Genomic DNA, 20,483 nt, shown 5'->3' with positions numbered 1-20,483 from the left:
AACCCGCACTGGGTCAGCGCGTCTACGGCAGCGGCAGACACTATCAGAGCGACACCACGGGGCAGGCACCGCACAACCCCGGGGCCCCCCCCCCCGCCGCCGCCTTTGCGCGCGGGCGCTCGTACCCGTCAAGGTGGTGACGGACCGGACGAGCGACACCCGAGGTGCACGAATGACGAGTGAGGCGGCAGGCGAGAGGGACGGCTGGAGCAGGCGCCGTGTCCTGGGGCTGCTGGCGGGAGCTGCCGTACCGGCCGCCCTGGCCGGGTGCGCGGGCTCCGACGAACCGGCCGGTGCGGCCTCCTCCCCCGCGCCGAAGGCCCCGACGGCTCCCTCGCCGCAGACGGAGGCCGGGGCGGCGACGGAGTCCGCGACCGCCTCGCCCTCCCCGGCACGCACCGGGCCCCGACCGCTCTACATCGGCACGTACACCTCGGCCGAGGGCGGCGGCACCGGCATCGGCGTGGCGGCGTACGACGTCCCGAGCGGCCGCGTCACGGCCGGGGGGACGATCACCGGTGTCGCCGACCCGTCGTATCTCGCCGTGCACCCGGACGGCCGGACGCTGTACGCCGTGAACGAGCGCTCGCGGGGCGGGGTCACCGCCGTGCGGCCGGCCGACCGCAAGGTCCTCGGCACCCGGAGCAGCGGCGGCGAGGCGCCCTGCCACCTGTCGGTGCACCCGGGCGGACGGTGGCTGCTGAGCGCCAACTACGGCTCGGGCAGCGTCGCCGTGCACCCCGTGGAGGACTCGGGAGCGCTGGGCGAGCGCACGGACCTGGTGGTGCACCGCAGTCCGGCGCCGGGTCCGGGGCAGGACGGGCCGCACGCGCACCAGATCCTCACGAGCCCGGACGGCGGTCATGTCCTCGCCGTCGACCTGGGCACCGACACGGTCTACACCTACCGCCTGGACGAGTCCCGGGGCACGCTCACCGAGGTCTCCCGGGCCCGCACCCGACCGGGTGCCGGGCCCCGGCATCTCACCTTCCATCCCGGGGGCCGGTACGCCTATCTGGCCAACGAGGCCGACAACACGGTCGTGGTCTGCGCCTACGACCCCGGCAGCGGGCGGCTCACCCCGGGCGACCCGCAGTCCACGGGCACGGGAGCGGGCACGAACTACCCGGCGCAGCTGGTCGTGACGCCGGACGGCTCGTACGCCTATCTCGCCAACCGGGGTCACGACAGTCTGACCCGCTACGCCGTGGAGGCGGACGGCGCACGGCTGAGGCTCCTGGACACCGTGCCGGCCGGCGGGGACTTCCCGCGCCAGATCGCGCTGTCGCCGGAGGGGGACCTGCTGTTCGCCGCGCTGCAGCGGTCGAGCGCGGTCAGCGTCTTCCGGGTCGAGGCAGGCAGCGGTGAACTGCGGCGCGCGGGTGGGCCGTTCGCGTCACCCGTCGCCGTCTGTGCGCTGCCGCTGTAGGGATCGGGGGCAGGACGCGGCGCTCGCCCGGGAGAGCAGGATGTGCATGCGTTCGGTGAGCTGCGCCATGTCGTCGGCGGGCTTGTGGAACGTCAGACGGACGTCGCCGTTGCCGCGGGCCCGCTCGACGCGCAGGGTCAGGCCGTGCCGGTCGACGGCGAGCGGCTGGACGCGGACGGCGCCGTGCAGGCTGTCGTGCGGAACGAGCCGGGTGAGGCGTTCGACGGCGTCGGGGTGCGCGTCGGCGAGGTGGGTCAGCAGCCGGGACTCGGCGGTGACCAGCGGATCGGGCTCGGCCGCGGCGAACTCGTCGAGGTCGACCACGACCGCGCCGGAGGGCTCGCGCAGCACGATGCGGGTGGGCCGGAACTCCAGGTCGCCGTCCACGGGGGTGAACCAGCCGGCGATCCACAGCCGGGCCCGGATGCGGTTGCGCACCGGGACGGGCGCAACGTCGGCGAACTCCAGCACGGCGGACGGCTCGCCGCGTGGCGCGCAGATCGCGGCGGCGACGAGCGTGCTGTCCTCGGGGACGCGCAGGATCACCCGGCCGTCCTCCGTGACGGTGTGCGCGCCGACGAACTCCTCGCGGCCGCCGTCGGCGGTCACCGCGCAGGACCACGCCGCGGCGAGCACCGAGCGGGCACGCTCCGCCGCGGCGGGCGCGGCCGTCCAGGTGTGACGGTCACCCATCCCAAACCTCCATTAGGTAAGCCTTGCCTAACTTATCGAAGATCGGGGCGTACGCCAACCACCGACGGCCGTTCCCCACGACTTTCCCTCCGCAGCGCGAACCGCGGGCGGCCGGCCGGACAGCCCGGTTCAGGGCGTGAGCACTCCGAACAAGGCCCGCGCGCACAGGTCCCGCACCTGCTCGCGGGAGAGCTCCGCACCCCGCAGCCACTCCAGGCAGACGGCCGTGGTGAACGACAGCCACCCGCGCACGGCGAGCCGCATCTCCGGCCGCCCGTCGAGCGCCGCCCCGAACTCGGCGTCCGACGCCAGCGCCGCCAGGATCTGCGCCTCCTGCACGGCCAGCGCCCGCTGGTAGACCTTGCGCACGGCCTGGTCGCCGGTGGCGTCGGCCCGGTGGAAGGCACGGAAGCCGTGGGCGTGCTCCTCGACATGGACGAGGAAGGCGTCGAGCCCGTTGGCGAGCCGCTCCCGCGCGGACCGGCCGGGGGCGGGCGTCATGATCCGCAGCATCCGCTCGCTCTCGCGCTCCACGACGGCCGCGAAGAAGTCCCGCTTGTTCGGGAAGTAGTGGTAGAGCAGACCGCGGGAGACGCCGGCGATCTCGGCCACCTGCTCGATCCACACGTCGTCGTACGGGCTCTCCGAGAAGAGCCGGGCACCGACCGCGAGGAGTTGCTCCCGCCGTTCCTCGGTACTGAGCCGGCGACGCGGGCGCTCTCCCTGCCTGGTTGCCATGACGGTCACCTTACTTGACGTGGGTTCAACAACGGGACGAGACTGGGCCCGCTATTGAACCCGAGTACAACAGTCGCGACGGCCCCCGGGCACGCCGTGCGCGCGAGGGAGATGTGGTCATGACGGCGACGACAGGGGCCACGGCTGTCGGGGGCTTCCGCAGCGCTGAGCTGGGCTGGCCCGAGCTGCACCGGATACCCCACCCGCCGTACCGCGTCCCCGTCGTCGGCGACGTGCTCGGCACCAACGTGCGGACGCCGGTCCAGGAATCGGTGCGGCTCGGGCAGCGGCTCGGGCCGATCTTCCGGCGGAAGGCGTTCGGCAAGGAGATCGTGTTCGTGGGGGGCGCGAGGCTCGCGGCCGACATGGCGGACGAGTCCCGGTTCGCCAAGCATGTGGGCGTGGGGGTCGCCAATCTGCGGCCGGTGGCCGGGGACGGGCTCTTCACGGCGTACAACCACGAGCCGAACTGGCAGCTGGCGCACGACGTCCTCGCCCCGGGCTTCGGCCGGGAGGCCATGGCCGGCTACCACCCGATGATGCTCGACGTCGCCGAACGGCTGATCGAGCACTGGGACCGGGCGGACACGGCGGGCTCCACCGTGGACGTGCCCGGCGACATGACCAAGCTGACCCTGGAGACGATCGCCCGCACCGGCTTCGGCCACGACTTCGGCTCCTTCGAGCGCACCCGCCCGCACCCCTTCGTCGCCGCCATGGTCGGGACGCTGACCTACGCGCAGCGCCGCAACGTGGTCCCCGACCGGCTGGTCCCGCTGCTGCTGCGCGGTGCCGCCCGGCAGAACCGGGCTGACATGGCGTACCTCGACGAGACGGTCGACGCGGTGGTGCGGGCACGGCGCTCCCCCGGCGGCGGTGGCCGGGGTGCCGGTGACGGCGACCTGCTCGACCGGATGCTGGAGACGTCGCACCCGGAGACCGGCGAGCGGCTGTCCGCCGAGAACGTCCGGCGCCAGGTCATCACCTTCCTGGTCGCCGGGCACGAGACCACCTCCGGCGCCCTGTCCTTCGCCCTGCACTACCTCGCCCGGTACCCGGACCTGGCCGCCCGCGCCCGCGCCGAGGTGGACCGGGTGTGGGGCAGCGCCGCGCGGCCCGGCTACGAGCAGGTCGCCAGGCTGCGGTACGTCCGCCGGGTGCTGGACGAGGCGCTGCGGCTGTGGCCGACGGCGCCCGCCTTCTCGCGCGAGGCCCGCGAGGACACCGTGCTGGGCGGGGTTCACCCGATGCGGCGGGGCGCCTGGGCGCTGGTGCTGACGTCGATGCTGCACCGGGACCCGGAGGTCTGGGGCGCGGACGCCGAGCGGTTCGACCCGGACCGTTTCGACGCGGCGGCCGTACGTGGCCGGGCCCCGCACACCTTCAAGCCGTTCGGCACGGGGGCGCGGGCCTGCATCGGCCGCCAGTTCGCGCTCCACGAGGCGACGCTGGTGCTGGGGCTGCTGCTGCGCCGGTACGAGCTGACGCCGGATCCGGGGTACCGGCTGCGGGTGGTGGAGCGGCTGACGCTGATGCCGGACGGGCTGCGCCTGCGGGTGCGGCGGCGGGCGGGTGCGGGGGCGGGCGCCCCGCGGACGGCGTCGTCGGCGCCCTCGACGCCCTCGCCTCCGTCAGGCTGTCCAGTGGCCCGGGCGGGTGAGTGACGCAGGAAGCCGGGTCCCGGCGCTGCCGCGTGCCGCCTGGAGCTGGGGCTGGGTCAGGAAGAAGGCGCCGGTCAGGTCCGCGTCGGTGAGGTCGGCGTCGCGGAGGTCGGCACCGATCAGATCCGCGCCGCGCAGGTCGGCGCCGGTGAGGTCGGCGGCGATCAGGTAGGCGCCGCGCAGGTCGGCCCTGCGCAGGTCGGCGCCCCTGAGGCGGGCGCCCATGAGGTCGGCGCCGCGCCGGTTCCGCTTGCGTCCGGCGCCCGCGCGCATGAGGTCGCTGACCCGCAGCAGCAGCACGTTGACGCGCTGCCGGTGCGCGGCGACGTCCAGCTCGCCCAGTTCCTCGGGCGTTCCCCCGGCCAGCCGCTCGGTCTCCGCACGCATCCGGCGGAGGTCGGCGTGCACCGGGCGGGCGGCGGGGAGCGTCAGCGCCTCGGTCAGGTACCGGAGCAGCTCGTGGAGTTGGCGTACGACGGGGAAGACGTCGAACATCCGCCGGGCGTGCTCGGGGCCGCCCGTTCGCCAGCTCACTCCTCCGAAGGTGACCTGTGAGACCCGCTGTCCGGCGCCGAAGCAGTCGTAGACCGTGCAGCCGCCGAAGCCCTCGGCCCGCAGCCGGGTGTGGATCCCGCACCGGAAGTCGTCCCCGAGGTTGCCGCACGCCTTGCCCGCGGCCTTGTCGACGGCGAAGTCCGCCGAGGCGGCGAAGGGCAGGGCGACGCAGCACAGGCCGAAGCAGCTGCCGCAGTCCGCGCGCAGATCGCGCAGTTCGTCGCGGGCGGCGGCCTCACCGGATCCTTGTTCCATACGGTTCACCCTAACGAGAACTCGCCGGGCGGCCCGCCGGCCCCGCTCCTCAGCGGGGGAACACCTCGAAGGCCACGGCCGGCCTGCCGCCGAACCTCTCCCCCGCGGTCCGGGCATGGCCCGTGAGGAACTCGCGGACGTATGTCTCGGGGTCCTCCTTCGTGAGCACTTCGAGGTAGGTGCGGTGTTCCAGGAGGGACGCCACGGCCCGGTCCAGCCCGGGGGTGGCGTCCACCGCGTGGGTGGGGGTGGCGGAACCGGCGACGGCGACCCAGCGCACGCCGTCCCAGGGCTCCAGGCCCCGTTCGACCAGCTCGGGGAAGATCCAGCGGTTCCCGGCGTCCCCGGCGGCGTCCAGGGTGGCGCGGCCCACCGCCACGTGGTCGGGGGTGTTCCAGGCGACCCCGCCCCAGGTGTCGCGATGGTTGAGGGTGATGACCAGTTCGGGGCGGTGCCGGCGGATGGCCGCCGCGATGTCCCGGCGCAGGGCGGGCCCGTACACGACGACGCCGTCCTCGTGGTCGAGGAACTCCACCCGCGTCACGCCCACGACGGCCGCGCTCGCGCGCTGCTCCCGCTCCCGCAACGGGCCGCACCGGGCGGGCTCCAGGGTGTCGATGCCGGCCTCGCCGCGCGTCGCCAGGACGTAACCGACCTCGCGGCCCTCGTCGGTCCACCCGGCGATCGCCGCCGAGCAGCCGTACTCCAGATCGTCCGGGTGGGCCACGACGGCGAGGGCGCGCCGCCAGTCGTCGGGCATGGGCGCGAGCTGCTCGGACTGGTCCTTCTGCGGGTCCGTCATGAACGCACAGTAGCGGCGGCGGTCACACCTCGTCACGGGCCAGGGCCAGCAACCGGTCCAGCACCCGCGGTCCGCCGGCGCGTACGCCGTCGTGCTCGAACTCGTCCGTGACCCAGGTGCGCAGCCCCCGGACGGCACGGGCGGTCCGCAGGGAGTGGTCCGTGTCGACGTACATGTCGTCGTGGTAGACCGCGGCGGCGACCGGGACCTCGTTGCGGGCCAGGCGCTCCGGGTCGTAGAGGGGCGACCAGCCCCGGTCCTCGGCGAGGCTCCGCGCCGTCTCGCGCAGCGGGCGCAGGGTGGGGTCGTTCTCGAACATCCAGGGGTGCACGGACTCGCCCGTGAAGAGCACCGGGCCGTCGCCCGTCAGCGTCTTGGCGGCGTCGAACTGCGGGAACCGCCGGCGCACCCGCTCGGCCGCCCAGCTCGTGGGGCCCGGGTCCTGGCCGTAGCACGCCTCGTGCAGGAGCGCGTAGAGCGGATGGCCCGCGAACGACAGCAGTCCCTGGACCTCCTCCTGGAAGGCGTCGGAGAGGGCGGGGCCCCCGGGGGTGGGGACGAAGGCGTCCTCCAGCAGGAAGTGCAGCCGGTGGCTGCCGTCGCCGCGGCCGAGGAGGATGCCGAGGGACTGGAACGCCTCGACGGTGAACCGGTAGCCGTTCGCGAGGACGATGTCGTGCTGGAGCAGGTGCTCGGCGATCCGCCGGGCCCGCTCGACGTCCTGCGGGTAGCGGGCGTAGTGCGCGGCGACCTTGCGCTCGATGCGCGGGTAGGCGGCTTCGTAGACGTCGTCGGCGGTGCCGTCGAGGGAGGGCAGTCCGCCGGTGACGAGGACGGTGCTCAGTCCCTCGGGCGCCTCGGACAGATAGGTGACCGCGCAGAAGCCCCCGAAGCTCTGGCCGAGGACGGTCCAAGGGGCTCCGCCGGTGACCTCGGGGCGGATGGCCTCGCAGTCGCGGACGATGGAGTCGGCGCGGAAGTGGGCGAGGTAGTCGGCCTGTTCGGCGGGGCCGCCGCGCAGCGGGAGGGTCTGGCGGTTGGCGGGGGTGGACGCACCCGTGCCGCGCTGGTCGAGCAGCAGGACCCGGTACTCCTCCAGGGCCCGGCCCAGCCATGCCTCGCGGCCGACGAAGCGGTTCGCGCCGAAGCCGGGGCCGCCCTGCAGATAGACCAGCCAGGGCAGTTCGGCGGCCGCCCGGTCGCTCGCGACGACCTCGCGCGCGAAAAGCTCGATCCGCTCCCCCGCCGGACGGTCGTGGTCGAGGGGGACGGTGAAGCGGCGGTCGGTGAGGACGACACCGGGCTGCCGGTAGCTGACGGACAACGAAGCTCCTTGAGCGGACGAATTCCAGGCCGTGATCCAGTCCAGCACAGATTCTCCGCCCGGCCGACTGGCGTGGATCAAGAATTCCCGCTGAACCGCGGATCAGTACACCAGTCGCCGCCCATCTGACACCGTCGGGGAGGGCGTTCAGCGCGCCGAGAGGCTGGAGCGCCGCACCACCAGTTCCGGCTGGAGGACGACCCTTCGGTGCTCGTGCCGGACGAGCGCCGTCTCGGCCTCGGTCTCCTCCAGCAGGAGTTCGGCCGCGAGGGCGCCCATGGTGACGGCGGGCTGGCGTACGGAGGTGAGGGGGACGGCGGCCGCGGCGGCGAACTCGATGTCGTCGTAGCCGACGATGGCGAGGTCGTCGGGGACGCTCACCCCGGCCGCGTACATGGCCTGGAGCACGCCGAGGGCGAGCAGGTCGTTGGCGCAGAAGACGGCGGTGGGGCGGTCGACGAGGCCCAGGAGGCGGGCACCCGCGTCCCGGCCGGCGGCCACGTCCAGGCGCTCGGTGGGCAGCTCGCGCAGGGCGTCGGCGCCGAGCCCCGCCTCGCGCAGGGCGTTGAGGGCTCCGGTACGGCGGTCACGGACCTGGTTGAAGCCCGCCGGTCCGCTGACGTACGCGAGGGAACGGTGGCCGGCGTCGATCAGGTGCCGCACGGCCAGGGTGCCGCCCGCGACGTCGTCGACGGAGACCGAGCACTCGGTGGTGCCCTCGGCGACCCGGTCGACGAGGACGAAGGGGATGCCGTGGCGGCGGAACGCCGCGATGTTGCGTCCTGTCGCGTCGGCGGGGGTGAGCAGCACGCCGCGCACCCGTTGTTCGGCGAACAGCGAGAGGTACTCGGACTCCTCGCCCGCGCTCTGCGCGCTGTTGCAGACCATCACGCCGAGTCCGGCGTCGCGCGCGGCCCGCTCGGCACCGCGCGCGACGTCGACGAAGAAGGGGTTGCCCATGTCGAGCACGAGCAGTCCCATGATCCGGCTCCGCCCGGCCCGCAGCTGGCGCGCCGACTCGCTGCGGACGTAGCCGAGGCGGTCGATCGCGGCCAGCACCCGGGCCCGGGTCCCGGAGGCCACCGAGTCCGGCCGGTTGATGACGTTGGAGACCGTGCCGACGGACACTCCGGCGGCTGCGGCGACGTCCTTGATACCCACCGGCTGCGACATCGGACGGGGACCTCCAGGAAGGTACGGAGCGGCGGGCATACGTTCACATTACCGTCGCAGTCACACCGGGAACGGCCCGGTCGGACACGGGAATGTCGCCCTTGTACGGGGTCAGGCGGGCAGGGCGAGGTCCACGACGCGGAGCGCCGACGGGGTCGTCCCGCTGGACTTCACCTGGTACATCACGGACAGCACATTGTCCTGGGCGATCCGGCTCTCGTCGAACACGACCTCGCCGAAGGCGTTGAGGCCGGAGCCGTCGTACAGGATCCTCCAGTCGGTGTGACCGGAGGCCGCCGAGGCTCCGGCGATCCGGCCGAACGGGAAGAGCGCGTAGGCGTTGTCGTACTTGTCCATGACCAGCTTGGTGCGCTGGCTGGAGTTCAGCGGTACCGGTATCTCGGTCTTCGCCCAGGCGCCGGAGGCGCTCTTGCGGACGAGGAAGGCGCGGCCGTTGGCCGTGCGGTTGGCCACGTAGTTCGTGGTGCACTGGCCGAAGCGGCCGGGGACGTAGCTGATGATGGCGTGCGGGCGGCCGGCGGAGTCGGTCCACTGGCTCTCCTGGTTCATCAGGGAGTGGTCCGGGTTGAGCGCGTCCACGACGAGTCCCGCGTCGGTGACGGCGACCTTGTCGGATCCGCCGGTGGTGCCGACGACGGTGCCCGCGTTGTTGCGCCAGGTGCGGCCGCGGTCGTCGGAGTAGACGTAGCCGGTGTCGTGGTTGGTGATACCGCCGCTGTTGCACATCACGGCGCCGTTCTGCTCGCGCCAGGTGAACAGGGCGTGCAGGCGCCCGTTGCGGTCGTAGTCGATGCCGTGCAGGTACATGTTGCGGGCCGTCGAGGAGCCGTGCTCGCTGGTGTACGTGCCGGTGGAGGACGTCCACTCGCCGAGGTTGGTCCAGGAGGTGCCGTTGTACTCGGCGAGGGCGTTGCGGCCGTTGCCGGAGATGCCGGCGCGGTAGCTCAGCTGGAGCTTGCCGTCGGGCATGGAGACGAACTGCGGGTAGGTGAACTGCGAGGTGAGTGCCAGCCCGTCGAGGGTGGACTGCGGGGCGCCGAAGCGGCTCGTGGTCCAGCTCAGTCCGGTGGGGTCGTCCATGAGTCCGGCGACAGACTTGACGTAGGTGAAGCCGTCGCTGTGCGAGTCCATGTTGAGATGGAGACGGCCGTCGACCTTGGAGACGCCCATGGAGATGACGTTGTGGGAGTCGTTGTAGCGCAGGGTGTGGCCGACCTTGACGGTGGCCCAGGTGCCGGAGCCGAGGACGCGGCGGCCGACGACGGCGTTGCGGTCGGCGGTGTACCAGACGGCGTACTGGTGGCCCTTGTAGGTCAGCAGGGCGTTCTTCTGGAACGCGTTGTTGTTGACCAGGCCGTCGTAGGAGACGAAGTAGATGGCCTGACTGTCGAGGAGGGTGTTGCCGGTCTGGGTGACCGAGGGCCCGGGGTCGGCGGCGCGGGCGGTGGCGGCGCCGAGGGCGGGGGTCACGACGGCGCCGGCGAGGGCGGCACCGAGCAGCGTACGTCTCTTCATCTCGGGGACTCCGTTGTCGAGCGAGGTGGGGAGGGGGAAGGGGGCTGCTTCGTGGGGGGTCAGGCGAGGTGGAACACCTCGGTGAGGGGCTTCATGGCCTCGTCGGGCCGGGCGCCGTCGAGGGACTCGAAGAACGGCGCCATCTCCTTCTGCCAGCGGGCGTTGACCTCGGCGGCCTCCATACCGGCGAGTGCTGCCTGGAAGTCCTCGGTCTCCAGGTAGCCGACGAGAAGGCCGTCGTCGCGCAGGAAGAGGGAGTAGTTGTGCCAGCCGGTGGCCGAGAGCGCCTGAAGCATCTCCGGCCACACGGCGGCGTGCCGCTCGCGGTACTCGTCGATCCGGTCCTGACGGACCTTGAGGAGGAAGCAGACGCGCTGCATGAGAACCGCTCCTGGGGTGAGGGGGGTGGCTGTGACCGCGGTCCGGGGATCAGAAGTTGAACTTGTCGATGTTGTCCTTGGTGAAGACGGTCGGCTTGCCGAGGCTGATCACGCCGTCCTTGCCGATGGTGTACTCGCCCATGTCACCGGCGGTGAAGGTCTCGCCCTCCTTGCCGGTGATCTGGCCGGAGACCAGCGCCACCGCGGTACGGGCGGCCAGCTCGCCGAGCTTCGCCGGGTCCCACAGCTCGAAGCCCTCGACCGTGCCGTCCTTGACGTACTTGCGCATGTCGTTGGGGGTGCCGAGGCCGGTCAGCTTGACCTTGCCCTTGTACTTGGAGCCCGACAGGTACTGGGCGGCGGCCTTGATGCCGACCGTGGTCGGGGAGATGATCCCCTTCAGGTTCGGGTACTCCTGGAGCAGGCCCTGGGTCTGCTGGAAGGACTTCTGGGCGTCGTCGTCGCCGTAGGCGACCTTGACGAGCTTCACGTCCTTGTACTTGGGGTCCTTGAGCTCGTCCTTCATGAAGTCGATCCAGGTGTTCTGGTTCGTCGCCGTCTGCGCGGCGGACAGGACCGCGATCTCTCCCTCGTAGCCGATCTGCTCGGCGAGCAGCTGGACCTCGGTACGGCCCAGGTCCTCGGCGCTGGCCTGGGAGACGAAGGCGTTGCGGCACTCCGGCTTGGTGTCGGAGTCGTAGGTGACGACCTTGATGTCGTTGCTCATGGCCTGCTTGAGCGCGGTGCACAGCGCGCCCGGGTCCTGCGCGGAGACGGCCATGGCGTCGACCTGCTGCTGGGTGAGCGTGTTGACGTAGTTCACCTGGCCGGAGGTGTCCGTGGCGCTGGACGGGCCGACCTCCTTGTAGCTGGAGCCCAGCTCCTTCAGGGCCGCCTCGCCGCCCTTGTCGGCGGAGGTGAAGTACGGGTTGTTGACCTGCTTCGGCAGGAAGCCGACGGTCAGGCCCTTCTTCAGCGCGGCGTTCGGGTCGGCCTTGCCGGTGGCTGCCGCGGAGGCGGAGTCGTCCTTGACGTCGCTCTTCGTGGTGCCACCACAGGCGGTGACGGCGAGCGCGAAGGAGGTGACGGCGGCGAGGGCCGCACAGGAGCGACGAAGGGTTGCTCTGCGCATGACGAGGGTTCCTTTTCGAGGAGGAGTGGTGCCGTGTCCCGGAGAGGGGCACGGGGTGGTACGGGTGTGCGGCGTCCGCCGCGGGGGCGCGGCCGGCCCGGAACGGCCGAGCTTGCGGACGACCGGTCCTCAACCGGTCTTCGCGACGGGATCGGGCCCGGTTTTTCGCCCGGCCCGGGCGAGGGCGATCTGCTTCGCCACCCGGGGGCCGAGCACGGACAGCACGAGCAGGACGCCCGTGACGACGATCTGCGACTGCGCCGAGACGTCCTGGAGGCTCATCACGTTCTGCAGGGTGCCGAGCAGGAACACACCGGCGATCGCACCGCCGAGCGTTCCCTTGCCTCCGTCGAAGTCGATGCCGCCGAGCAGCACGGCCGCGATGACGGAGAGTTCGAGTCCGGTGGCGTTGTCGTAGCGGGCGCTGGCGTAGTGCAGCGCCCAGAAGATGCCGGTGAGGGAGGCCATGAGGCCGGTCACCGTGAAGAGGATCAGCTTCTGGCGCTTGACGCGGATGCCGGTGAAGCGCGCGGCCTCCTCGCCGGCGCCGATCGCGAACAGGGAGCGCCCGAACGGGGTGGCGTGCAGGGCGATCACGGCGATGACGAGCAGCACCAGGAAGGGGATGAATGCCTGGGGGACGAAGCTGTCGCCGATCCGGCCGGCCGCGAAGTCCAGGTACTGCGTGGGGAAGTCGGTGACCGCGTCGGAGCCGAGCACGATCTGCGCGATGCCCCGGTAGGCGGCGAGCGTACCGATGGTGACGGCGAGGGAGGACAGGCCGAGCCGGGTGACCAGCAGGCCGTTGACGAGTCCGCAGACGACGCCGAGGAGCAGGCAGATCGGGATGATCGCCTCGATGGTCAGGCCCTGGTTCCACAGGGCGCCCATCACCGCGCCGGACAGTCCGGCGGTGGAGGCGACCGAGAGGTCGATCTCGCCGGAGACCACCAGGAGGGTCATCGGGAGGGCGACCAGCGCGATCGGCAGGGTGTTGCCGATGAGGAAGGACAGGTTGAGCGCGTTGCCGAAGCCGTCGACGGTGGAGAAGGACAGCAGGAGCACGACGACGAACGTGGCGCCGACCACCGTGTCCCAGCGAATCGCGCGCGAGAGGGATGACTCAGCCATGGCGGGCGTTCCTCTTCTTCAGGGCGGCCGCCACCCGCAGCGCGACCACACGGTCCACCGCGATGGCGAGGATGAGCAGGACGCCGTTGATGGCCAGGACCCACACCGAGCTGACGCCGAGGGCGGGGAGCACGCTGTTGATGGAGGTCAGCAGCAGGGCGCCGAGCGCCGCACCGTAGACGCTGCCGGAGCCGCCGGTGAAGACCACGCCGCCGACCACGACCGCGCTGACGACGGTGAGTTCGTAGCCGTTGCCGGTGCTGGAGTCGACGTTGCCGAAGCGGGCCAGGTACAGCGCTCCGGCGAGGCCTGCGAGGGCGCCGCAGAAGGTGTACGCGACGAGGATCCGCTTGCGGACCGGGATGCCGGCGAGGCGGGCGGCCTCCGGATTGGAGCCGAGGGCGTACAGCTCGCGGCCGCTGCCGAAGTGCTTCATGTAGTACGCCGTCGCGACCAGGACCGCCACCGCGATCAGTGCCAGGTAGGGCACCGCGGAGATGCCGCCGGAGCCGAAGTCGACGAACCCGTCGGGCAGGGCGGACGCGGTGATCTGGCGGGAGCCGACCCAGATGGAGTCGATGCCCCGGATGATGTAGAGCGTGCCGAGGGTGACGACGAGGGCGGGCACCTGGCCGAGGCTGACGAGCAGGCCGTTCAGCAGGCCGAAGCCGATGCCCATCAGGACCGCCAGCGCGACGGCCACGACCGCGTTCCCGCCGCTCTGGAGATAGGTGCCAGCGGCGAAGGCGCTGATGCCGAGGGTGGAGCCGACCGACAGGTCGACGTTGCGGGTGATGACGACCAGCGACTGACCGACGGCGACCAGCACCAGGATGGTCGCGTTGAGCAGGAGGTCCTTGATGCCCTGCTCGGTGAGGAACTCGCTGTTGCCCAGCTGGGTGACGACGATCATCACCAGGAAGACGGCCAGGATGGCGAGTTCACGCATCTTGAAGACGCGGTCCACCAGCCGGGTGCCGCTGGACTTCGGCACCTCGGCGACGGGGGTTTTCTCAGGAGTGGTCACCGTCATGCGGCGGCCCTCCCGGTGGCTGCGGCCATCACGGTTTCCTCGGTGGCTTCGGAGCGAGGGATCTCGGCGGTGAGCCGGCCCTCGTGCATCACGAGCACGCGGTCGGCCATACCGAGGATCTCGGGCAGGTCGGAGGAGATCATCAGCACGGCCACGCCGTCGGCGGCGAGCTGACTGAGGAGGCGGTGCACCTCGGCCTTCGTACCGACGTCGATGCCGCGGGTGGGCTCGTCGACGATCAGCACCTTCGGCCCGGTGGCGAGCCACTTGGCGAGGACGACCTTCTGCTGGTTGCCGCCGGACAGCGTGTTGACGGTGTCGGCGATCCGGGCGTACTTCACCTGGAGCTTGACGGCCCAGTCGAGGGCGCGGCTGCGTTCGGCGCCGCGGTCGACGAGCCCGGCCCTCACGGCCGTACGGAGTCCGGTGAGGCCGATGTTGCGCTCGATGGACATGTCCATCACCAGGCCCTGGGCGCGGCGGTCCTCGGGGACGAGGGCGAGCCCGGCGGCCATCGCGGTGGAGGGGGCGCCGTTGGTGAGCGCCCTGCCGTCGAGGTCGACCTCGCCCGCGTCCCAGCGGTCGATGCCGAAGACGGCCCGCGCCACCTCGGTGCGGCCGGCGCCGACGAGGCCGGCCAGGCCGACGATCTCGCCGCGGCGGACGTCGAAGGAGACATCGGTGAAGACGCCCTCGCGGGTCAGCCGGCGCACGCTCAGCGCGACCTCTCCCGCCTCGACGTCCTGCTTGGGGTACAGCTCCTCCAGGTCGCGGCCGACCATGCGGCGGACCAGGTCGTCCTCGGTCATGCCGTCGATGGGTTCGCTGGAGATCCAGGCGCCGTCGCGCAGGGTGGTGACCCGCTGGCAGATCTGGAAGATCTCCTCCAGTCGGTGGGAGATGAACAGGACGGCCGATCCCTGCTCGCGCAGGGTGCGCACGACTCCGAAGAGACGGGCCACCTCGCTGCCGGTGAGGGCCGCCGTCGGCTCGTCCATGATCAGGACGCGGGCGTCGAAGGACAGCGCCTTGGCGATCTCCACGATCTGCTGGTCGGCGATGGACAGGCCGCGTGCCGGGCGGTCGGGGTCGAGTTCGACACCGAGCCGTTGCATCAGGGCGAGGGTCGCCGCGTGGGTGGCCCTGTGGTCGATGCGGCCGAGGGCTCGCCGCGGCCGGCGGCCCATGAAGATGTTCTCGGCGATCGAAAGGTCGGGGAAGAGCGTGGGCTCCTGGTAGATCACGGCGATGCCCGCGTCCCGGGCGTCGGCCGGACCGTGGAAGACCGTGGGCTCGCCGTCGAGGAGCACCTGACCGGAGTCCGGTCGGTGCACCCCGGCGAGGCTCTTGATCAGGGTCGACTTGCCCGCGCCGTTCTCCCCGGCGAGTGCGTGCACCTCGCCCGGGAACAGTTCGAGGGACACGTCCCGCAGGGCGCGTACGGCGCCGAAGGACTTGGAGACGCCCTTCAACGCGAGAACGGGGGCCGGACCCGTGTCGGACCGGTGGGTCATGGGGGCTCCTCGACGACGGCCGGTGGCTAGCGGAGAAGCTGCCTCACTGCGTCGTGAAAGGTTTCAACTGGATTGCCGGGACGTTAGGCACCACACGCATGTCACGTCAATGGGTTCCGGTCGAAATTCTTTCGATAGAAGCGGTCACAACAGGGTCACGGAGACCGGTATGGAGCACAGGGGTTGACAGTCCGGCGAGCCACTCATAGTTTCCGGTGCTGAATCGTTTCAGACATCAAAGCCGGTAGGAGCCCTGACGTGACCGAGCTCGCCGCGGTGAAGGCCGCCCTCAAGACCCAGGCCGTCGAGACGCCGTCGTGGGCGTACGGAAACTCCGGAACGCGCTTCAAGGTGTTCGCCCAACAAGGGGTTCCGCGCGATCCCTGGGAGAAGCTGGACGACGCCGGCAAGGTCCACGAGTTCACCGGCGTGGCCCCGACGGTCGCGCTGCACATCCCTTGGGACAAGGTCGAGGACTACGCGGCGCTGGCCAAGCACGCCGAAGAGCGCGGCGTGAAGCTGGGCGCGATCAACTCCAACACCTTCCAGGACGACGACTACAAGCTGGGCAGCGTCTGCCACCCGGACGCGTCGGTGCGGCGCAAGGCCGTCGGCCACCTGCTGGAGTGCGTCGACATCATGGACGCGACCGGGTCCCGGGATCTGAAGCTGTGGTTCGCGGACGGTACGAACTATCCCGGCCAGGACGACATCCGTGAGCGTCAGGACCGGCTGGCCGAGGCCCTCGCCGAGGTGTACGGGCGGCTCGGGGACGGCCAGCGGATGCTGCTGGAGTACAAGTTCTTCGAGCCGGCCTTCTACACGACCGACGTGCCGGACTGGGGCACCGCCTACGCCCACTGTCTGAAGCTCGGGCCCAGGGCACAGGTCGTGGTCGACACCGGACACCACGCGCCCGGGACCAACATCGAGTTCATCGTGGCGACGCTGCTGCGCGAGGGGAAGCTCGGCGCGTTCGACTTCAACTCCCGGTTCTACGCGGACGACGACCTGATGGTCGGCTCCGCGGACCCGTTCCAGCTGTTCCGGATCATGTACGAGGTCGTGCGCGGCGGCGGCTTCACCCCCGAGGTCGCGTTCATGCTCGACCAGTGCCACAACATCGAGGCGAAGATCCCGGCGATCATCCGGTCGGTGATGAACGTGCAGGAGGCCACGGCCAAGGCGCTGCTGGTCGACGGGGACGCGCTGCGCGCCGCCCAGCGGGCCGGGGACGTGCTGGAGGCCAACGCGGTGGTGATGGACGCGTACAACACGGATGTGCGGCCGCTGCTGCGCGAGGTGCGCGAGGAGATGGGGCTGGACCCCGAGCCGCTGCAGGCGTACCGCCGGTCCGGGTGGGCGTCGAAGATCGTCGAGGAGCGGGTCGGCGGGGAGCAGGCGGGCTGGGGAGCCTGATCTCCGGGTTCCGTATGCCCCTTGGTGTTCGTCGCTGCCGGCCGGCTCGTGGCTGGTCGCGCAGTTTCCCGCGCCCCTTCAGGGCGCTCCAGTCCCCTTCGTACATTCGTCACCGTAAGGATTGATCCCGTATGGCAACCCATCCCGAAGCCGCAGCCCTGCTCGCCCGGTCCCGTCGGCTCGGTGCCGATCCCCGGAACACCAACTACGCCGGCGGCAACACCTCCGCCAAGGGGACCGGCACCGATCCCGTCACCGGGGGCGAGGTGGAGCTGATGTGGGTGAAGGGGTCCGGCGGTGACCTCGGCACGCTCACCGAGGCGGGGCTGGCCGTGCTGCGGCTGGACCGGATGCGGGCGCTCGTCGAGGTGTACCCGGGGGTGGAGCGCGAGGACGAGATGGTCGCCGCGTTCGACTACTGCCTGCACGGCAAGGGCGGGGCGGCGCCCTCCATCGACACCGCCATGCACGGACTCGTCGACGCCGCCCACGTCGATCATCTGCACCCCGACTCCGGGATCGCGCTCGCCTGCGCCGCCGACGGGGAGAAACTGACCGCCGAGTGTTTCGGTGACAGCGTGGTGTGGGTGCCGTGGCGCCGGCCCGGGTTCCAGCTGGGGCTCGACATCGCGGCCATCAAGGAGGGCAACCCGCAGGCCGTCGGGTGCGTCCTCGGCGGGCATGGCATCACCGCCTGGGGCGACTCCGCCGAGGAGTGCGAGAAGAACTCGCTGCACATCATCCGGACCGCCGAGCGGTTCCTGGAGGAGAAGGGGAAGGCCGAGCCGTTCGGGCCCGTCCTGGAGGGCTGCACCGCGCTCGCCCCCGCGGAGCGCCGGGAGCGCGCCGCCGCCCTGGCGCCGCACATCCGGGCCATCGCCTCGAAGGACAGGCCGCAGGTCGGCCACTTCACCGACGCGAAGGTCGTCCTGGACTTCCTGGCGAGCGCCGAGCACCCGCGCCTCGCCGCCCTCGGCACCTCGTGCCCGGACCACTTCCTCCGCACCAAGGTCCGCCCGCTGGTGCTGGACCTCCCGCCGACCGCCGACCTCGAGGCGGCGATCGCCCGGCTGAAGGAACTGCACGCCGAGTACCGGGACGAGTACGCCGCCTACTACCAGCGGCACGCCGAGCCCCACTCCCCCGCGATGCGCGGCGCCGACCCGGCGATCGTGCTGATCCCCGGCGTGGGCATGTTCAGCTTCGGCAAGGACAAGCAGACCGCGCGCGTGGCCGGCGAGTTCTACGTCAACGCGATCAACGTGATGCGGGGCGCCGAGGCCGTGTCGACGTACGCGCCGATCGAGGAGTCGGAGAAGTTCCGCATCGAGTACTGGGCGCTGGAGGAGGCCAAGCTCCAGCGGATGCCGAGGCCGAAGCCGCTGGCGACGCGGGTGGCGCTCGTGACGGGTGCGGGCAGCGGGATCGGCAAGGCGATCGCGCACCGGCTGGTCGCCGAGGGTGCCTGTGTCGTCGTCGCCGACCTGAACGGCGAGAACGCCGCCGTCGTCGCCGAGGAGCTGGGCGGGGCGGACAAGGCCGTCGCCGTCACCGTCGACGTGACGGACGAGGAGCAGATCGGTGCGGCCTTCGAGGCCGCCGCCCTGGCCTTCGGCGGTGTCGATCTCATCGTCAACAACGCGGGCATCTCGATCTCCAAGCCGCTCCTGGAGACCTCCGCGAAGGACTGGGATCTCCAGCACGACATCATGGCGCGCGGGTCGTTCCTGGTGTCGCGGGAGGCGGCCCGTGTGATGATCGCGCAGGGGCTGGGCGGTGACATCGTCTACATCGCCTCCAAGAACGCCGTCTTCGCCGGGCCCAACAACATCGCCTACTCCGCCACCAAGGCCGACCAGGCCCACCAGGTACGGCTGCTCGCCGCCGAGCTGGGCGAGCACGGCATCCGCGTCAACGGGGTCAACCCCGACGGCGTGGTGCGCGGCTCCGGGATCTTCGCGGCCGGCTGGGGCGCCCAGCGCGCGGCCACCTACGGGATCGAGGAGGAGAAGCTGGGCGAGTTCTACGCGCAGCGCACCATCCTCAAGCGCGAGGTGCTGCCGGAGCACGTGGCGAACGCGGTGTTCGCGCTGACGGGCGGCGAACTGACGCACACCACCGGTCTGCACGTCCCGGTCGACGCCGGCGTGGCCGCCGCCTTCCTCCGATGAGCGCGCCGGCGACGAGCGGGGCCGTGAAGGCGTACGCGGCGGTCGACCTCGGCGCGTCCAGCGGGCGGGTCATGGTCGGCCGCGCGGGGCGGGACTCGCTGGAACTGGTCGAGGCCCATCGCTTCCCGAACCGGCCGGTGCGCACGCCCGAGGGCCTGCGCTGGGACGTTCTCTCGCTGTACGCGGGGGTCCTGGACGGGCTGCGGGCGGCGGGGCAGGTCGACTCCGTCGGCATCGACAGCTGGGCCGTCGACTACGGACTGCTGGACGCCGACGGCGCGCTGCTGGGCAACCCGGTGCACTACCGGGACGCCCGGACCGAGGGTGTCGCGGAGAAGGTGTGGGCCACCGTGCCCGCCGCCGAGCTGTACGCGGCGACCGGCCTGCAGTACGCCCCCTTCAACACGCTCTACCAGCTGGTGGCCGCCCGGTCGTCCGCCCAGTTCGCGCACGCCGAGCGGTTGTTGCTCATCCCTGATCTGCTGACGTACTGGCTGACGGGCGAGCCGGGCACCGAGCTGACCAATGCCTCGACGACGCAGTTGATCGACCCCCGGACCCGTGACTGGTCACGCGAGGTCGCGGACCGGCTGGGCATCGACCTCGGCCTGTTCGCACCGCTGCGGCAGCCCGGCGACCCGGCGGGGCTGCTGCGCCCCGAGGTGCTGGAGGCGACGGGGCTCTCCGGCCCCGTCCCGGTGACGACCGTCGGGTCGCACGACACCGCCTCGGCGGTCGCGGCCGTGCCCGCGACCGGGGAACGGTTCGCGTACATCTGCACCGGCACCTGGTCGCTGGCCGGTCTGGAGCTTGGGGCCCCGGTGCTGACGGAGGCGAGCCGGGCGGCCAACTTCACCAATGAGCTGGGGCTCGACGGCACGGTCCGTTACCTCCGGAACATCATGGGGCTGTGGCTGCTCCAGGAGTGCGTACGGGAGTGGGGCGACCCCGATCTCGGCGAACTGCTGCGGGGCGCCGCGGCCGTGCCGGTACTGCGGTCGGTGGTGGACGCCGGCGACTCGGCGTTCCTCGCGCCCGGCCGGATGTCCGGGCGGATCGCCGAGGCGTGCCGGAAGTCGGGGCAGGCCGTTCCGGAGACACCCGCCGAGATCACCCGCTGCATCCTCGACTCCCTCGCCCTGGCCCACCGGCGGGCCGTGGCCGAGGCCCAGGCGCTGGCCGACCACCCCGTGGACGTCGTCCACATCGTCGGCGGCGGCACCCGCAACGCGCTGCTCTGCCAGCTCACCGCCGACGCCTGCGGGCTGCCGGTGGTGGCGGGACCGGCGGAGGCGGCGGCCTTGGGCAACGTCCTGGTGCAGGCCCGCACCCACGGCCTGGTGGGCGACCGGGCCTCGATGCGGCAACTCCTCGCCCGCACCCAGCCGTTGGTGCGGTACGCACCGCAGGGCGACCCGGCGGCCTGGCGTGGGGGGGGGGGGGAAGGGCCCCGCGTCGGGGGAGAGGCGGTTCCAACGGGCGGGAGGTGGGGGGGTGGGTGCTGGGGGGGTGTGGTGCCCGTGCGGTCAGGCAGAAC

Annotated in this window: 17 protein-coding genes; 5 read left to right on the top strand and 12 right to left on the bottom strand. The window is 71.8% G+C overall.

Annotated elements, in window-relative coordinates; all coding sequences use genetic code 11:
- Positions 1-172 precede the first annotated feature (172 nt).
- Positions 173-1,429 carry a lactonase family protein gene (locus ACZ6BB_RS05805; RefSeq protein ID WP_471614049.1) on the top strand — a complete coding sequence of 419 codons (1,257 nt, stop codon included), beginning with the start codon at positions 173-175 and terminating at the stop codon, positions 1,427-1,429.
- Here the strand turns inward: ACZ6BB_RS05805 and ACZ6BB_RS05800 are convergent.
- A complete protein-coding gene (locus tag ACZ6BB_RS05800; protein WP_471614048.1) occupies positions 1,397-2,122 on the bottom strand; it encodes a DUF2470 domain-containing protein in 726 nt (241 codons plus the stop codon). The two genes, ACZ6BB_RS05805 and ACZ6BB_RS05800, sit on opposite strands and share 33 nt — an antisense overlap.
- Positions 2,123-2,251: 129 nt before the next feature.
- Positions 2,252-2,860 carry a TetR/AcrR family transcriptional regulator gene (locus ACZ6BB_RS05795; protein WP_471614047.1) on the bottom strand — a complete coding sequence of 203 codons (609 nt, stop codon included), beginning with the start codon at positions 2,858-2,860 and terminating at the stop codon, positions 2,252-2,254.
- 119 nt (positions 2,861-2,979) lie between these two features.
- Between ACZ6BB_RS05795 and ACZ6BB_RS05790 the strand changes: the two genes are divergently transcribed.
- Positions 2,980-4,524, top strand: a complete 1,545-nt coding sequence (locus ACZ6BB_RS05790) for a cytochrome P450 (protein WP_471614046.1) — start codon at positions 2,980-2,982, stop codon at positions 4,522-4,524.
- Here ACZ6BB_RS05790 and ACZ6BB_RS05785 read toward each other — a convergent pair.
- The 10 genes from ACZ6BB_RS05785 to ACZ6BB_RS05740 all read right to left on the bottom strand — a co-directional run bounded on the left by ACZ6BB_RS05785 (position 4,492) and on the right by ACZ6BB_RS05740 (position 15,356).
- Positions 4,492-5,331, bottom strand: coding sequence for a pentapeptide repeat-containing protein (locus ACZ6BB_RS05785; protein WP_471614045.1), 840 nt, complete (start codon positions 5,329-5,331; stop codon positions 4,492-4,494). The two genes, ACZ6BB_RS05790 and ACZ6BB_RS05785, sit on opposite strands and share 33 nt — an antisense overlap.
- Positions 5,332-5,380: 49 nt before the next feature.
- Positions 5,381-6,133, bottom strand: coding sequence for a PIG-L deacetylase family protein (locus ACZ6BB_RS05780; protein WP_471614044.1), 753 nt, complete (start codon positions 6,131-6,133; stop codon positions 5,381-5,383).
- 22 nt (positions 6,134-6,155) lie between these two features.
- Complete coding sequence (locus tag ACZ6BB_RS05775; protein WP_471614043.1) at positions 6,156-7,457, bottom strand: alpha/beta fold hydrolase; 1,302 nt, start codon at positions 7,455-7,457, stop codon at positions 6,156-6,158.
- A 147-nt stretch (positions 7,458-7,604) separates the two neighbouring features.
- On the bottom strand, positions 7,605-8,630 hold the full coding sequence (locus tag ACZ6BB_RS05770) for a LacI family DNA-binding transcriptional regulator (RefSeq protein WP_059078472.1): 1,026 nt from the start codon (positions 8,628-8,630) through the stop codon (positions 7,605-7,607).
- Between the two features lie 111 nt (positions 8,631-8,741).
- The gene (locus tag ACZ6BB_RS05765) at positions 8,742-10,166 is read right to left on the bottom strand and encodes a BNR repeat-containing protein (protein WP_471614042.1); all 1,425 of its coding nucleotides are present in this window, start codon (positions 10,164-10,166) and stop codon (positions 8,742-8,744) included.
- A gap of 59 nt (positions 10,167-10,225) precedes the next feature.
- Positions 10,226-10,546 (bottom strand): L-rhamnose mutarotase, encoded by a 321-nt coding sequence (locus tag ACZ6BB_RS05760; RefSeq protein ID WP_046705789.1) that lies wholly within the window; start codon positions 10,544-10,546, stop codon positions 10,226-10,228.
- Between the two features lie 49 nt (positions 10,547-10,595).
- A complete protein-coding gene (rhaS, locus tag ACZ6BB_RS05755; protein ID WP_471614041.1) occupies positions 10,596-11,678 on the bottom strand; it encodes a rhamnose ABC transporter substrate-binding protein in 1,083 nt (360 codons plus the stop codon).
- 129 nt (positions 11,679-11,807) lie between these two features.
- Complete coding sequence (locus ACZ6BB_RS05750) at positions 11,808-12,809, bottom strand: ABC transporter permease (RefSeq protein WP_471614040.1); 1,002 nt, start codon at positions 12,807-12,809, stop codon at positions 11,808-11,810.
- Complete coding sequence (locus tag ACZ6BB_RS05745) at positions 12,802-13,842, bottom strand: ABC transporter permease (protein WP_471614039.1); 1,041 nt, start codon at positions 13,840-13,842, stop codon at positions 12,802-12,804. The genes ACZ6BB_RS05750 and ACZ6BB_RS05745 overlap by 8 nt, the downstream gene beginning before the upstream one ends.
- Positions 13,839-15,356, bottom strand: a complete 1,518-nt coding sequence (locus ACZ6BB_RS05740; RefSeq protein WP_471614038.1) for a sugar ABC transporter ATP-binding protein — start codon at positions 15,354-15,356, stop codon at positions 13,839-13,841. Before ACZ6BB_RS05740 ends, ACZ6BB_RS05745 begins: the two co-directional genes overlap by 4 nt.
- A 258-nt stretch (positions 15,357-15,614) precedes the next feature.
- On the opposite strand from ACZ6BB_RS05740, the gene rhaI reads away from it, so the two are divergent.
- From rhaI to ACZ6BB_RS05725, 3 genes are all read left to right on the top strand, one after another.
- On the top strand, positions 15,615-16,775 hold the full coding sequence (rhaI, locus tag ACZ6BB_RS05735; RefSeq protein WP_471614037.1) for an L-rhamnose isomerase: 1,161 nt from the start codon (positions 15,615-15,617) through the stop codon (positions 16,773-16,775).
- Between the two features lie 131 nt (positions 16,776-16,906).
- Positions 16,907-18,946, top strand: a complete 2,040-nt coding sequence (locus ACZ6BB_RS05730; protein ID WP_471614036.1) for a bifunctional aldolase/short-chain dehydrogenase — start codon at positions 16,907-16,909, stop codon at positions 18,944-18,946.
- Positions 18,943-20,483: rhamnulokinase (locus ACZ6BB_RS05725; protein ID WP_471614035.1), on the top strand; the 1,541-nt coding region annotated here is incomplete at its 3' end. The genes ACZ6BB_RS05730 and ACZ6BB_RS05725, both read left to right, overlap by 4 nt.

The organism is Streptomyces sp. NPDC041108, assembly GCF_055592645.1.
Note: the sequence above shows the minus strand (reverse complement) of the source record. Positions and strands in the feature narration are given on the sequence as shown.